Raw genomic sequence first — 13,652 nt, 5'->3', positions numbered from 1 at the left:
GATCTGGATCAAAGACCTCACTCAGACCACCACTTGATCACGACTCAATACGCGCCCTAGTCCTCTCATGCGCCCGCCGCCAGAGTCCGTGAACCTGAACCGTCAGTCTGCGGCGCGCTCCAGAGCACCTCGCCGCGCCTATCGTCGACCCACCGTGAGCGGCACCTACGGCATCGTCACGGTCGTGACAGCGCCGGAGTCAAACTGGTTGATCGCTGACTGGGCGGCGTCGTGGGAGGTGGAGAAGATGCCCGCGTCCTGCTTGGCTGCGGCCGAGGCCAACGTCACGGGCTGACCGATCGGGACGTAGTTGGCACCGTCGTAGGAGTACGAGGCGTTGAACGAAGTGCCCGATCGGGTGAGCTTCACCCAGATGGGACGGTAGATGTCGACGGTGGCGCGGGCGTCGGTGTCCAGGTACCCGTCGCCGTTTGCGTCCCACTCGAACACGACGCCGTTGCGGGCGGTGACCGCGACGACGGCATACCCGGCCGACCCTCCCGCCTTGGTCATGTCGTTACGGACCATGACCCCGGACTTGGCCCAGGCGTTGGCGTCGTTGACCGACACGACCCGGGTGGACACGCTCGAGTCGGCGTTGAACGAGCTGGCCTGGTAGATCGAGCCAAACTGGTCGTCGTGTTGACCGCCGGCGCCCCACACGTCGGCGCCAGCCGCCGCGATCCCGAATCCATCGTCGCTCTGGCCGAAGTACGAGCTGACGGCCGAACCTCCGGCGGTGGCGAGGCCGGCTGCGACCGGTGCATCAACCGCGCACCCGCTGAAGCCGAACTGGTTCGCGTTGAGCGACGTCCGGTACTGCGGCGCGACACCCGCCTGGCAGATCACGTCTCGTGCGCCCGCGGGCCAGTTGGCGCCAGTGACCTCCACGTTGTTGATCAGCTTGTTGTTGTGCGCCGCGGCGTTCGGCGTCGAGGCTCCGCCCGAGTTGTACCAGTTGTTCTGGATGACGTTGTCGCTGGTGTTGTTGCGGAGGCTGTACGCGTTAGTGAAGAGGAAGGAACCGCCCTGGACCACGTTGTTCTCATACGTCATCGAGCGCGAGCCCTCGTCGAGGTACAGGCCGACTCCCGAGATGTTGAACAGGTAGTTCTTGGCGACCACGGTTCCCGGGCTGGCGGAGAGGTTGTAGACCGATCCGCCGTCGGCGAAGCGTGCCTTCGTGTTGTGCACGAGGTTGCCCTCGACGCGGTTGTCCTTGAGCGTAGTCGGCGTCGTGTAGAGCGTGTTCCACTTGTAGTAGCCGCGGTCGACGTAGTCGTTCGACCCCCCGGTGTCGTTGATGCCCCAACCGTAGCCGGTGTCGATGCCGTCATAGGGGACGTTGGAGACCTCGTTGTGCAGGATGCGGGCGTTGGTGACATAGGTGCTGAGGATGCCGCTGTTGTCCTTGTAGTCCACCGCCACGCGATTGATCGTGTTGTTGGCGATCAGGATGTTCTGGTTGGTCATCCTTGGGTCGCTGGGGTGGTGCGCGTCAGGCAGTACGCCGCCGACCGCGACGCCGTGCCCACTGTCCTCCATGAACCGGTTGCCGACCACGTCGATGTCGCTGGCGCCCAGCCCGACGCCGGTCGTCGTGGCGTTGGCGTCGTTTCCGACGCCCAGCGCCGACTGACCGAGGTTGGTGAACGTGTTGCCGGTGAACGAGATGCGGCTGGCGGCGGAGACCTGCACGGCGGCGGGCTCCTGGTACCAGCTGGTGCGCGCTCGTTCGAACATCTCGCAGCCGCGCGAGCAACTGGTGAAGGCATCGGCGGGGCGGTAGTCGTAGGCGCCCTTGATGAAGAGGCCGTTCTGCTGATCCGCGTACCCGTCGGTCGAGGGGCCGAGCCAGGAGGTTCCGGAGAACTGGATGCCCTCGAAGGCAAGACCGGTCACCGGCTCGTCGTAGGTCCCGCCGATGCTGATCAGTGTCTCCAGGCGGGGCAGCTCGATGTCGAGCTGGTTAGGGTCGACCCCGTTCGCCGGCTTGTAGTAGAGCTTCCCGGCGCCCGGATCGATATACCACTGGCCGACCTGAGTGAGGAAGCTCAGTGAGTTGTCGAGGTACCAGCTCGGACCGGCCAGGAATGAGTTTTGGACGGTGTCCCAGCCCCATGTGTTGTTGTCCCACGCCGGCTGCGCCATCGTGATCTCGGTGGTACTGATGCTCTGAACCGGCGAGTAGCGGTTCGTGAAGTCGCCGAGGGACTCGAACTCGATGCGTCCCTGGTCGGGGAGCGTGGCGAGGTAGCTCAGGGCCGGGTTCTTGATGGTAAGACCAGTTGCGGTGGGAGTGACGTCCGCGTTGGCCAGGTGGATGGCGGCGCGAGGGGCGATCACTCCGTTCACGTAGAGCTGGCGGGTGTCGAGGCCGCTGGGGGTCTTCGCCTCCCAGATGCCTGACCCTGCCTCGGACTTGGACCAGCCGGTGACCTTCGAGGCGCCTGTGATGACGGGGTGAGCGTCTGGGGCGGCGGTCCAGTGGATGGTGTGGTCGCCGCCGTCATCGCCGGGTCCGAACCGGAGTGGCTCGGAAAGTCGGTAGGTGCCGTCGGCAAGCTGAACGGTCACGTCACCTTGCTTGGCGGCCGGGCGGACAACATGCTGAGCCCGCTCGAGCGAGCACGGTTGCGACTGGCTGCAGTGTCCGGAGTCCTTACCGTCCGGCGCTGCGAAGTACACCGTCCGAGGCGCGGCCTGCGCCTGGAGGGGAATGAGCGCTGATGCGATGACGGCGCAGGCGCCGAGCGCCGCAAGGGTGCCCGCCCTGCGCCTCCATCGTCTGCTCACCGAGCGTGTCGAGTCTGACGTCAATGTCATGTTCGATCGCTTCCTGTGATTGGGGGCCTCGATGCCCCGCCTCGTGAGGGTGATCCGCCGTCCACGGACCGGACGCGTCAGGACGTGACGGCGACCGCCGCCTCCATGACGCGTTCGAAGCCGACCTCGCGGACCGGCCCGGCCATCGTCACCCGCAGGCGCGCCCGGACATCGGCGCTGGAGGCGCCCACCCTCAGCTCCACCTCGCCGTCGTCGACCCGGCGCCGGCCGTCCGGATGGGTGTACGAGGTCTGGTCCGCGTGCAGGGTGATCGCGACCGTCTTCGCCTCGCCCGCGGCGAGGTCCACCCGCGGCGCCGCGACCAGCAGGTGCTCGGGCCGGGCGACGCGGGCCACCGGGTCGTGCAGGTAGACCTGCACCACCTCGGAGACGGCCACCGCGCTGTCGTTGCGGACGGTCACGGTGACGTCATACGTCCCGTCGGTCGCCCAGGTGGCGGGGCCGTCCTCGGCCACCGACCAGGTGGCGGGGTGGTACGACAGACCGTGCCCGAAGGGAAACAGCGGCGTGGGGTCGATGTTGCTGACCTCGGTGCGCCGGCCGAGCGGCGCCGCCAGGTACGTGGACGGCTGGTTGTCGCCGTCGCGGGGGAAGCTGACCGGCAGACGGCCCGTGGGGTCGACGCGGCCCGCCAGCACGTCGGCCAGTGCCGCCGCGCCCTCCTCACCGGGGAAGAAACCGCAGATCGCGGCCGCCAGACGATCGGTCTGCCGGCCCAGCTCGTACGGCCGGCCCACGAGAAGCACCAGCACCACCGGGGTGCCCGTGGCCAGGACCGCTTCCAGGAGTTCCTCCTGGCGTCCTGGCAGGTGCAGGCTGGCCGCGTCACAGCCCTCGCCCGAGGTGCCGCGGCCGAACAGCCCGGCCTGGTCGCCGAGCACCGCCACGCAGATGTCCGCCGCGGCCGCCGTCCGTGCCGCCGCCTCGATGCCCGCGTCGTCACCGCCGAGGACCGGGCAACCCTCGGCGTAGGTGATGTCGTAGCCCGCCGGGTCGGCCCGCAGCACCTCCAGCAGCCCCGGCACGTCGACACCCATGGGCACGTCCGGGTGGTGGACGCCGACGTGCATCGGGAAGGAGTAACAGCCCAGCATCGCCTGGCCGGTGTCGGCGCGCGGCCCGACCACGGCGATCCTGCCGCCGGCCGGCAGCGGCAGTGTGCCGGAGTTCTGCAGCAGCACCACCGAGCGCCGGGCCAGGTCGCGGGCGAGCGAGCGCGTCCCCGCGTCGTCGAGGGCCACCTCGCCCTGCTCGTCCAGCACCGGGGCCTCGGGGTTCCAGTCCTGGTCCAGCAGGCCCAGGCGGATCTTCTGGGCGAGGACCCGGCGCGCCGCCCGGTCCACCAGCGCCACGTCGATCTCCCCCGCCTCCAGCGCGGCGACCAGTTCCTCGCCGTAGCAGTGCACGGTGGGCAGCTCGACGTCGATGCCGGCGCGCAGCGCGAGGTGCGCGGCCTCGACCCGCGAGCCCGCCACGTGGTGCAGGGACTGCAGGAAGGCGATGGAGAAGTAGTCGGCGACGACCGTGCCGGTGAAGCCGTAGGTGTCCCGCAGCAGGCCGGTCAGGAGCGCGGCGTCGGCGGCGACGGGGACGCCATCGATGTCGGCGTAGCTGTTCATCACCGAGTCCGCGCCGGCCCGCAGGGCCATCTCGAACGGCGGGAGGAGCACGTCGGCGATCTCCCGCTGTCCGGCGGGCACCGGGGCGAGGTTGCGGCCGCCGCGGGAGGCCGAGTAGCCCGTGAAGTGCTTGAGGGTGGCCACCACACCGGCGGACTGCAGACCGCGCACGTAGGCGCTGCCGATGGTGCCGACGAGCAGCGGGTCCTCGCCGATGGTCTCCTCCACGCGGCCCCAGCGCAGGTCGCGGGCGACGTCGAGGACCGGCGCCAGGCCCAGGTGGATGCCCATGCGGCGCATGGTGGCGCCGATCTGCGCGCCCATCCTCTCGACCAGGTCGGGGTCGAAGCTCGCCCCCCAGCACAGCGGGTTCGGGTAGACGGCCGCGGTCCACGCGGCGAGCCCGGTCAGGCACTCCTCGTGCACCAGCGCCGGGATGCCCAGGCGGCCGGCGGCCAAGATGGCGCGCTGGGCCTTGGCGACGCTGGTGGCGCCGGCGACCGGGTCGACGGGCGCGGTGCCGAAGGGGCGGGTCAGCTGGCCTATGCCGTCCCCGATCATCTCGTCCCAGGGCACGGGCAGGGTGGCGAAGTCGTGCTGGTGCGGAGCGACCTCCCCGTCGTCGGGGGACACGCCGACCCAGACGCCGAACAGCTGGGCCACCTTCTCCCGCACCGTCATCGTCGCCATCAAGGCGTCGAGTCTGGCGTCGTCGGAAAGGCCGGGGTCACGCCAGGGCGCGGCGGCAGGGGTGTTCAGGGACATGGGGGCACTCCATTGCTCGGGGCGGCGTACGCCACGGTCAGTTGAGCCAGCCGGCGCGGGGCGGGACGAGTCGCTCGACTGCGTCCCAGAGCTCGTCCGGGACGGACGCCGTGGCGAGTTCGACGGTGGCGGCGATGCGGGAGGGGTGGGAGACGCCGACGATGGTCGACACTTTTCCGAGGTGGTCGACGATGGCGTCGAACAGGGCGTACTTGGTGTCGACCGGGTACATGTGGACCGTCTGGAGCCGGATGCAGACCAACTGCCGGCGGTCGACGCCGTTGTAGCCGGGATCGAAGACCAGCTCGCCCGGCGCGTGCGGGGTGAAGATCTGGAACCGGTCGGTCGGGCCCATTCCGAGGCCGTCCATGAGGGCCTGGTGGATGGCGTCGCTGATCTGGGGTCCCGCACTTTCGGCGAGGGACCGGTCGATGTCCACCTGGACGAGCGGCATGGTGCCCTCCGGGGCGTGGAGAAGCGGATCGGGAGAGCGCAGGGTCGAGTGCTCAGCTGATCCGGATCATGTTCCATGACATAGGTGGCAGTGCTACGGCCAGCTCGCCGGCGTCCACCGCGAGACCCTCGCCCGTGAGGGGAACCACCCGCCCGGGCTCGGCGCCGGTATTCGCCGCCGCGGGATCTTCGCCGCCGATGTAGGTATGGCTGGCCCGGCGGAGCCCCGGGACGGCGCGTAGATCGACCGTCAGCGGCAGGGATTCGTGCTGGTGGCGGTTGACCGCGAAGACCGTGACGCCGTCGTCGGCGCGCAGCACCACGGCGTCCAGCACGGGCACCTCACCGAACCAGTCGGTCTCGTAGTGCGGAGACATGATCGTCGTCTGCAGCACGACGCCGCGCCCGTAGCGACTTGTCAGCGCGAAGGGATGGAAGATCGTCTGCCGCCAGGCAGGGCCGCCCGGTTCGGTGCGGACCGCACCAATCGCGTTGACCAGCTGTGCCAGGCAGGCGATGCGGACCCGGTCGGCATGCCGCAGGAGGCTGATCAGCATGTTGCCGACGACGACGGCGTCGACCACGTTGTACTGGTCTTCGAGCAACCGCGGCGCCTGCTCCCAGGCGCGTTCGACCGTCGTCCCTTGCGAGTACCACACGTTCCACTCATCGAATGACAGGTTGATGCGTTTGGTATGGCGACCCTTTGCCCGTACGTAGTCCGCGGTGGCGACGACGGCCTCGATGTGCCGGTCCATGTCGACCGCGCATGCCAGGAAGCTTGCGCGATCCCCCTTCCGCTCCTGGTAGTAGGAGTGAAGCGAGATGTAATCGACGTGCTCGTAGCAGTGTTCGAGCACTGTGGCGTCCCACTCGGGGAACGTCGGCATCCGCGGACCGGACGATCCGCACGCGACGAGTTCGATCCCCGGGTCCACCAGGCGCATCGCCTGCGCCGTCTGGGAGGCCAGCCGACCGTACTCGTCGGCGGACTTGTGGCCCACTTGCCACCGACCGTCCATCTCGTTGCCCAGGCACCACACCTTCACCGCATGCGGGTCGGACACACCGTTCTTGCGCCGCAGGTCCGACCAATACGTCCCGCCGGGATGGTTGCAGTATTCGACGAGGCCGGCGGCCGCGTCGGCTCCGCGGGTGCCGAGGTTCACCGCCAGCATCGGCTCCGAGCCGACGCGCCGGGTCCAGGTACAGAACTCATCAGTGCCGACGGCATTGGTCTCGATCGATCTCCACGCAAGATCGAGCCGGGTCGGACGTGACTCCCGCAGGCCGACGCCATCCTCCCAGCGGTAACCCGACACGAAGTTCCCACCCGGGTACCGCAGGATCGGCACCCCGAGCTCGGTGACGAGCTCTGCCACGTCGGCGCGAAAACCGTGCTCGTCGGCGGTCGGGTGCTCCGGCTCGTAGATACCGGTGTAGACACATCGGCCGAGGTGCTCGACGAATGACCCGTACAGTCGTGGGTCGACTTCACCGACAACGAAGGTGGGATCGACGGTGATACGGGCGGGCGACATCCGGTCTCCTTTCGAGGGCAACCGCTTGTGACGGCGAAGCGCAGCGGTGAGGTCGCCTTGTTCGGGGCGCGAGCTGAACGGCGAACCACTTCACGCAGCCTGCCTTAGCGACAGCACCGCCCACGGCGGGAGGTCGACATCGATCTCCAGCGTGCCGTTGTCGGTCACGGTCAACGTGAACCTGCGAAGCGAGTCGGCGACTACGCTCAAGTACTTGCTGTCGGCCCGGGACAGGTTGATGGGGGACCCGAGCCGGTGCCATGCTTCGGCGACGTTCCCGTGCTCCCAGTCCATGATTTCGACCAGGAATGTGGTGCCCGGCTTGAGCTGACCTATCGAGTGGCGGACCCTTCGGCTCGACCCCACCCCGGCCAGCGCGCGCGTCGCCGGATACGAGTTCGCCGAGCCGACAGCCCTCCGGGCCATCTCTTCGGGATAGTTGAAGAAGAGCGCGGACACGGCCGATGTCCGGCTGTCACGGGTTACGACGCCGTCGGATGTCGCGAGGAGCAGCCGGTCACCGAGCCGATGGAGCATGGCGAACGCGTGGAACGTGGGCTTGTGCATGCCCGCCTCGTTCACCAGGCCGAACCCGCCGTGGAACGGTCCGATTCCGGCTCCTCCCTCCTCGAACACGTCCGTGAAGGTCCAGTAGGAGATCGAGTCGGCGAGGGTGGCGCACTTCAGGTAGGACCGGATGATGGACGTTGCCGCGAACAGCGTGTCATGGATGAAGTCGCGGGACGACGGCGACGTCGACCATTCTGTGATGTGGATCTCCGCGTCCGGATAGGCGCTGTTCGCCACAAGATCGCGAAGGAGGACCAGGTCGTCGTAGGTCGCATCGGCGTACCGGGTGATGTGGACCCCCTGGCCGTCGGCACCGTAGGCGAAGTCGGTCGGGTACAGGTGAGTCGATATGAAGTCGACCGGGAGTTCGCGCTCCGCGCACCAGGCGATGAAGTCCTCGATCCACACCGGGCGCCAGTCGAGCGCGTCCACGTCGGACGCGGTGGACGTCTCGAGCATCGCCGAGCGGTCCTCGACTTCGCCCTTGTACCGCTCGTCGGGCACGAAGACACTCGTTGCGGGCCCGCCCACCTTCAATTCGGAATCGATCTCCTTGATCGCCCTGACGGTGTGCTCGTAGAGTTCGAAGTACTCCGTTTTCGTCCCCGTCCAGAAATGGGGAACCAGGTTCGGTTCATTCCACAGCTCGAACCGCCATTCACGCACTTCCGCGAGACCGTACCGGCCGATCCAGTGCTCGATCGAACGTGTGACCAACTCGACCCAGCGCGCCATGTCCTTGGGCGGGCTGGCGTGCGCACCCCACCAGAACACGGTCTCCTGTTCCGTCGCCAACTCACGCGGCATGAAGCCCAACTCGACGAAGGGACGGGCGCCGCACTCCAGGATGTGGTCGAACACCTTGTCCACGTAGCTGAAGGTGAACACCGGCGAGGGAAGGTTCACGTTCGGGCCGAACCCGTGACCATAACTCTCCCGGTACACGAACATGTCGTCGTGAAAGACACCGTGGAAGCGAATGTAACGGAAACCGCAGGCGTCAACAACCTCGCGAAACTGCTGCTGCCAGTCCGCGCGCAATGCCTCATTCGCCCGGCCGGCGCCGACACACTCCGCCCAGATGTGCGGGAGCGCACTCTCGGAGCACAGCTCACCGTCGATCCGGAGCGAAGGTTCGAGCACAATGTCGTTTGACATGACCTCAATTTTCTTTGAAGAGTTGTTCATCAGATGAATTGCGGCACAGTGCGGCCGACTTCGCCGGCCTGAGTGCCGGAACCGCCGGCCGGCCGAGTCGTCAGCGCTTGTTCCAGGGCGATATCAGGCTGTGCGGAGTTTTCCCTAGCCCTTGACCGCGCCGAGCGACAGGCCGGACTGCCAATACCGCTGCAGGCTGAGGAACGCGATGATCAGCGGGATGATCGTCAGCAGCGAGGCCGTGATCACGAGATTCTGGATGAGCGCACCGTTCCCGGCTGTCGAGCCCAGCTTGTTCCATTGGTTGAGTCCGATGGTCAGCGGGTACCAGTTCGGGTCCTTGAGCATGATCAACGGCAGGAAGTAGTTGTTCCAGATGGATACGAACGAGAAGAGCAGGACCGTTACGCTTGCCGGTGCGAGCATCGGCAGCCCGATCTGGAGAAACGTCCTGAACTCCCCGGCGCCGTCGACCTTTGCGGCATCGAGCAGGTCCGTCGGAACGGCTTCCGCCGCGAACACCCACATCAGGTACAACCCGAACGGGTTGATGAAGCTCGGTATGAGGACGGCCCACGGGGTGTTGGTGATGCCGAGCCGTGTGAACAGCAGGAACTGCGGGATCGCCAGGGCGATGCCGGGGACCGCGATCGACCCCAGAACGACGAAGAAGAACACGCGCTTGCCAGTAAAGTCGAGTTTTGCCAGGGCATACCCGCCGAGGGCTGCCAGGAAGGTCGACACGGTCGCGCCCACGACGACGTAGACGACGGTGTTGAGAAGCCACCGGGAGAAGATCCCGTCCTGGTATCTGAACACCTCCACGATGTTGTCCCACAAGGCGAACCTGTGACCGGGGGCGAGTCCGAACGAGGAGGCGAAGTCGGGCTGTGACTTGGTTGCGTTGATGACCAGCCAGACGAGCGGCAGCAGGCAGTACAGGGTGAACAGCCCTGTCATCACCGTGAGGGCTACGCTCTTCCTGGGATTCTCCACCGTGTACAGGCGGCGGGGGTTTCCGGAACGACGGGCCGACGCGCCGGAGGTTGCGCTGCCGGCTTTCCCCGATGTGCCTTGTCGGCTAGCTGTCAAAGACATTCCTCAACCCCCTGATCTGGACGGCGTAGGCGACCGCGATCGTGATCGCTGCCATGACGAGCGCGAGGGCTGCCGCATAGCCCTGCTGAGATCCGGTGAACGCCAGCTTGTACGCGTAAAGGTTGGGCGTGTAGTGGGTGGTGATGCCGCTACTGGCCACCATCGACGGCAGGATCAGCGGCTCGTTGAATATCTGGAACGTCCCGATGATCGAAAAAATGATCGCGATGATCAGGGACCTTCGAAGCGCCGGCAGCTTGATTCTGCGGACCACTTGGAATTCATTCGCCCCGTCGAGCGCGGCCGCCTCGTACAGTTCGCGAGGAACGGCCTTGAGTACGGCGTAGAAGATGAGCATGTTGAACCCGGTGAACGCCCAGGTCACCATCACCCCGATGGAGATGAGCGTGGTACTGGGAGTGAAGGGGTTGAGGTCCGTGCCCAGGGCGTTGTTGACGCTGCCGAACAGTCCGTATTTGACGCCCAGCATGAACCCCCACATGAGCGTCGACACGACCGCCGGCACCGCGTAGGGGAGGAAGATCGACACCCGCATGAACCTGGTGCCGTGCAGGCGCCTGGAGTCCAGGGCCAGTGCCAGGGCCATGGCCAGGATCAGCATGATCGGCACCTGGACGAGCGTGAACCAAAAGACGCGGCCCACGCTGTCCCAGAACTGCGGATCGCGGAACAGCTCGCGGTAGTTGGCGAGTCCGATGAACCTGTTGCCACCGACGAGCTGCTGCCGAAAGAGGCTGAGGTAGGCAGCGTAGATGATCGGCACGATGTAGACGAGCGCGAACAGCAATCCGAAGGGCGCGATGAACGCCAGTCCGATCTGCTTCTTGCTGCGCTTGCCGGCCCGTGCCCTGTACTGTCTTGTGTCTGACGACGCCACGACCGGGGTGACGTCGTCGAGCCGACCTGCCTGGCCCATGTCCGTGGTGTTCCTTTCGGTCCGATGTATTGCCAAGGCCCGCTTCCCGGCACTGCCCTGGTGGGAACCGCTAGTCCACCTTGAAACCCTGGTCGTTGCCGTACTTGGTCATGCGTTGCTTCCACTCCTCAAGGATTTGGGCGAGCGAGCCTTTTCCTGTGGTGTAGAACTTCGATACGAGGTCGCCGTAGGTCACTCGGGCCCACTCGAAGAACGGGGGGTACTGCCAACCGGTGGCGACGCTCTTCGAGGCTTCGGCCAGCACGGCGCCGACCTTCTGGCCACCGAAGTACGTATTGGCCTTGCTTTGGGCGTCCTTGCTCTCCAGTACCGACGTGTCCGGCACGAAGGCACCCGCTGCGACACGGGGCGTGAGACCGGCGTCGTGCGTGAAGTACTTGAGGAACTTGTACGCCGCGGCCTTGTGCTGGGCAGCGGCCGGGATACCGAAGGAGCTTCCGCCGTTCTCGGAGCCGACCTCGTCCCCCTGCGCCCACTGCGGCATCAGGGCAACCTTGAAGCGACCGGCGGCATGAGGTGCCCGCTCCGGCAGCGTCGAGGTCAGCCAGCCGCCCATGGTCTGCGAGGCGAGCGTTCCGTCGTTGAGCGTGCGGTTCCAGTCGTCGGACCACGCGGTCACCTTGGTGTTGACCAGGCCCTCGTCGAGCATCTTCTGCCAGAACTCCACGGCCTTGGTCGTGCCCGGATCCGTGAAGTCGATGTGCACCGTGTTGCCGCTCACCTTGAACGGGCGCCCGCCGGCCTGCCAGATGAGCGAGAGCAGGAAGAAGGGGTCCCCGGTGTCCTGGGCGATGTAGTAATTGCCGCCGAGTGCACGAACCTTCTTGGCGTCCTGGTAGTACTCGTCCCACGTGGCCGGGGGCTTGTTCACGCCGGCCTTCTTGAGAGTGGCCTCGTTGTAGAACATCGCCGACGGACCGTAGTCGGACGGCAGGCCGTAGACCTTGCCGTTCACTGTCACGTCGTTCCACGCGGCCGCGACGTAGTCCTTCTGGAGACTCTCGGCGCCGAATCCGCCGAGATCGTCGAGCTTGCCGGGAATAGCGAAGTAGGGCAGCGCGAAGTACTCGAACATCGCAAGGTCCGGCACGCCGGAACCAGCCTGGATCGCATTGTCGAGCGCGGTGTACTCGTCAGTTGACGAACCCGCGTTGACAACCTTGACCTTGATGTTCGGGTTTTCCGCCTCGAAGCCGGGCACGGCCTTGGCGACAGTGCCGTCCCAGCTCCAGACCGTAAGGTTCGCCTGCTGGTCGCCGCCGCCGCCATCTGCTGACCCGCCCGAGCAGCCCACGCAGGCGGCCAGGACGAGTATCGGCCCGAGCAATGCGGAGAGGAGTCTTGTTTCCTTGTGGAGCCTCATGAGCCGCCTCCTCCTTGGGGTGACTCGAAATGTTTTCGAAACATTATCGATCTGCTCGGGCAAAGTACTCAGGGTGCCCTATCGCGTCAAGGGCTTGCACCAGGGAGATCTGCGTGAGCAAGACAGGTGTAATGTGAGGCGGCAGGTTCGAAAAGTTTTCGCTACGCGAGCGGAGTCATGATGAATCGGCGATCTCGTTCCGAGCGAGCCACCTTGGCGGATGTCGCCCGGTTGGCCGGCGTCTCGCCGGCGACCGCTTCAAAGGTCCTCAACGGGCGCAGCGACGTGGCGGCGGGCACACGTGAGCGTGTCCTCCGCGTCGTCGCCGAGATCGGCTACACGTTGACGACGGCGCGACGGGATCTGCAGCGTGAGCGAACGCTCGTCACTGTGCTCGACATCGTCGAGTCCAGCTATGCCGCGACGGTGCTCCAGGGGATCCTCGTGGCCGCGACCGCCGCGCAGGGCGAGCTCCTCCTGCGCCACGCGCCCGTCGACTGGCTCGGCACAAGCCCTGCGGCGGCCCGTGCCTGGGTCGCGGAACTGCAGGCGTTCGGCGTCGGTGGCGTAATCGCGCTTGCCGTCGCCCTGCCCGACTCGGTGCTCGTCGCCGCAGAGGATGCGGAGCTGCCGGTGGTGGCGATCGACCCGATCGACACCACCGATTCACGTATCGTCAGCATCGGCTCCACCAACTGGGCGGGCGGTCGCTCGGCGACTGAGCACGTCATCAGGCTCGGCCACCGCAGGATTGCCTGGATCGGCGGGCCGCTGGGCTCCGCCCCCTCGGCGGAACGCTTCCACGGGTACCAGGCCGCGCTGCACTCGGCGGGCATCACGCCGGACCGCGCGCTCATCCAACACGACGCGTTCTCCGTCGAAGCGGGACTTCGGCATGGACATGAAGTTCTGACCCTCGACGAGCCGCCGACCGCGATCGTCGCGGGAAACGACGAAATCGCCGTCGGGGTGCTCGCAGCGGCCAACGAGCTCCACATCACCGTCCCGGGCGACCTGTCGGTCACCGGGTTCGACGACACGCCGCAGGCTCAGTGGACCACGCCCCGGCTGACGTCCGTCGGGCAGCCCCTCGTCGGCATGGGTCGGATGGCCGTCGAGACCCTCCTCGGCATGACGGACGGCGTCCAGCCCGCGTCCCGCCACCTCCAGTTGGCGACGACCCTCAACGCCCGCGACTCGACAGGCCCTGCCCCTGTGACCTAGTAGGGCTTTGTTAGGTTCTGTGGTGGGGTTCGGGTGTGGGGGCGGGTTGGCCGCAT

General features: G+C 66.7%; 10 protein-coding genes. 2 read left to right on the top strand and 8 right to left on the bottom strand.

Annotated features, from left to right (window positions below; genetic code table 11):
* Nucleotides 1–165: 165 nt before the first annotated feature.
* On the bottom strand, nucleotides 166–2,577 hold the full coding sequence (locus tag IEZ19_RS47365) for a right-handed parallel beta-helix repeat-containing protein (RefSeq protein WP_189317571.1): 2,412 nt from the start codon (nucleotides 2,575–2,577) through the stop codon (nucleotides 166–168).
* Between the two features lie 142 nt (nucleotides 2,578–2,719).
* On the opposite strand from IEZ19_RS47365, the gene IEZ19_RS52880 reads away from it, so the two are divergent.
* A complete protein-coding gene (locus IEZ19_RS52880; RefSeq protein WP_268248783.1) occupies nucleotides 2,720–2,845 on the top strand; it encodes a hypothetical protein in 126 nt (41 codons plus the stop codon).
* Nucleotides 2,846–2,903: 58 nt separating this feature from the next.
* Here the strand turns inward: IEZ19_RS52880 and IEZ19_RS47360 are convergent, their stop codons facing one another.
* The 7 genes from IEZ19_RS47360 to IEZ19_RS47330 all read right to left on the bottom strand — a co-directional run bounded on the left by IEZ19_RS47360 (nucleotide 2,904) and on the right by IEZ19_RS47330 (nucleotide 12,435).
* Nucleotides 2,904–5,231, bottom strand: a complete 2,328-nt coding sequence (locus IEZ19_RS47360) for a glycoside hydrolase family 3 N-terminal domain-containing protein (protein WP_189317570.1) — start codon at nucleotides 5,229–5,231, stop codon at nucleotides 2,904–2,906.
* A 37-nt stretch (nucleotides 5,232–5,268) separates the two neighbouring features.
* On the bottom strand, nucleotides 5,269–5,685 hold the full coding sequence (locus IEZ19_RS47355; RefSeq protein ID WP_189317569.1) for a tautomerase family protein: 417 nt from the start codon (nucleotides 5,683–5,685) through the stop codon (nucleotides 5,269–5,271).
* A 52-nt stretch (nucleotides 5,686–5,737) separates the two neighbouring features.
* Nucleotides 5,738–7,225: an arabinosylfuranosidase ArfA gene (gene arfA / locus IEZ19_RS47350; protein ID WP_189317568.1), complete on the bottom strand. Its 1,488-nt coding sequence runs from the start codon at nucleotides 7,223–7,225 to the stop codon at nucleotides 5,738–5,740.
* 90 nt (nucleotides 7,226–7,315) lie between these two features.
* Nucleotides 7,316–8,953, bottom strand: coding sequence for a GH39 family glycosyl hydrolase (locus tag IEZ19_RS47345; protein WP_189317567.1), 1,638 nt, complete (start codon nucleotides 8,951–8,953; stop codon nucleotides 7,316–7,318).
* Nucleotides 8,954–9,097: 144 nt separating this feature from the next.
* Entirely contained in the window at nucleotides 9,098–10,051 is a 954-nt protein-coding gene (locus IEZ19_RS47340) for a carbohydrate ABC transporter permease (RefSeq protein ID WP_189317566.1), read from the bottom strand.
* Nucleotides 10,035–10,988, bottom strand: coding sequence for a carbohydrate ABC transporter permease (locus IEZ19_RS47335; protein WP_189317565.1), 954 nt, complete (start codon nucleotides 10,986–10,988; stop codon nucleotides 10,035–10,037). Before IEZ19_RS47335 ends, IEZ19_RS47340 begins: the two co-directional genes overlap by 17 nt.
* 70 nt (nucleotides 10,989–11,058) lie before the next feature.
* Complete coding sequence (locus IEZ19_RS47330; RefSeq protein ID WP_229841657.1) at nucleotides 11,059–12,435, bottom strand: ABC transporter substrate-binding protein; 1,377 nt, start codon at nucleotides 12,433–12,435, stop codon at nucleotides 11,059–11,061.
* Between the two features lie 150 nt (nucleotides 12,436–12,585).
* Here IEZ19_RS47330 and IEZ19_RS47325 point away from each other — a divergent pair, with 150 nt between their 5' ends.
* Nucleotides 12,586–13,596: a LacI family DNA-binding transcriptional regulator gene (locus tag IEZ19_RS47325; RefSeq protein ID WP_229841656.1), complete on the top strand. Its 1,011-nt coding sequence runs from the start codon at nucleotides 12,586–12,588 to the stop codon at nucleotides 13,594–13,596.
* Nucleotides 13,597–13,652 lie beyond the last annotated feature (56 nt).

Source organism: Streptomyces brasiliensis (assembly GCF_014647875.1).
GTDB classification, from domain to species: Bacteria; Actinomycetota; Actinomycetes; order Streptomycetales; family Streptomycetaceae; genus Streptomyces; species Streptomyces brasiliensis.
The sequence above is the reverse complement of the archived record's forward strand: the minus strand, read 5'-3'. Positions and strand labels throughout refer to the sequence as shown.

Coding starts and splice junctions, on each gene's coding strand:
- IEZ19_RS47355 (WP_189317569.1), bottom strand. CDS start 5,685: ATGCCGCTCGTCCAGGTGGACATCGACCGGTCCCTCGCCGAAAGTGCG.
- IEZ19_RS47340 (WP_189317566.1), bottom strand. CDS start 10,051: ATGTCTTTGACAGCTAGCCGACAAGGCACATCGGGGAAAGCCGGCAGC.
- IEZ19_RS47335 (WP_189317565.1), bottom strand. CDS start 10,988: ATGGGCCAGGCAGGTCGGCTCGACGACGTCACCCCGGTCGTGGCGTCG.
- IEZ19_RS52880 (WP_268248783.1), top strand. CDS start 2,720: ATGAGCGCTGATGCGATGACGGCGCAGGCGCCGAGCGCCGCAAGGGTG.
- arfA (WP_189317568.1), bottom strand. CDS start 7,225: ATGTCGCCCGCCCGTATCACCGTCGATCCCACCTTCGTTGTCGGTGAA.
- IEZ19_RS47360 (WP_189317570.1), bottom strand. CDS start 5,231: ATGTCCCTGAACACCCCTGCCGCCGCGCCCTGGCGTGACCCCGGCCTT.
- IEZ19_RS47345 (WP_189317567.1), bottom strand. CDS start 8,953: ATGTCAAACGACATTGTGCTCGAACCTTCGCTCCGGATCGACGGTGAG.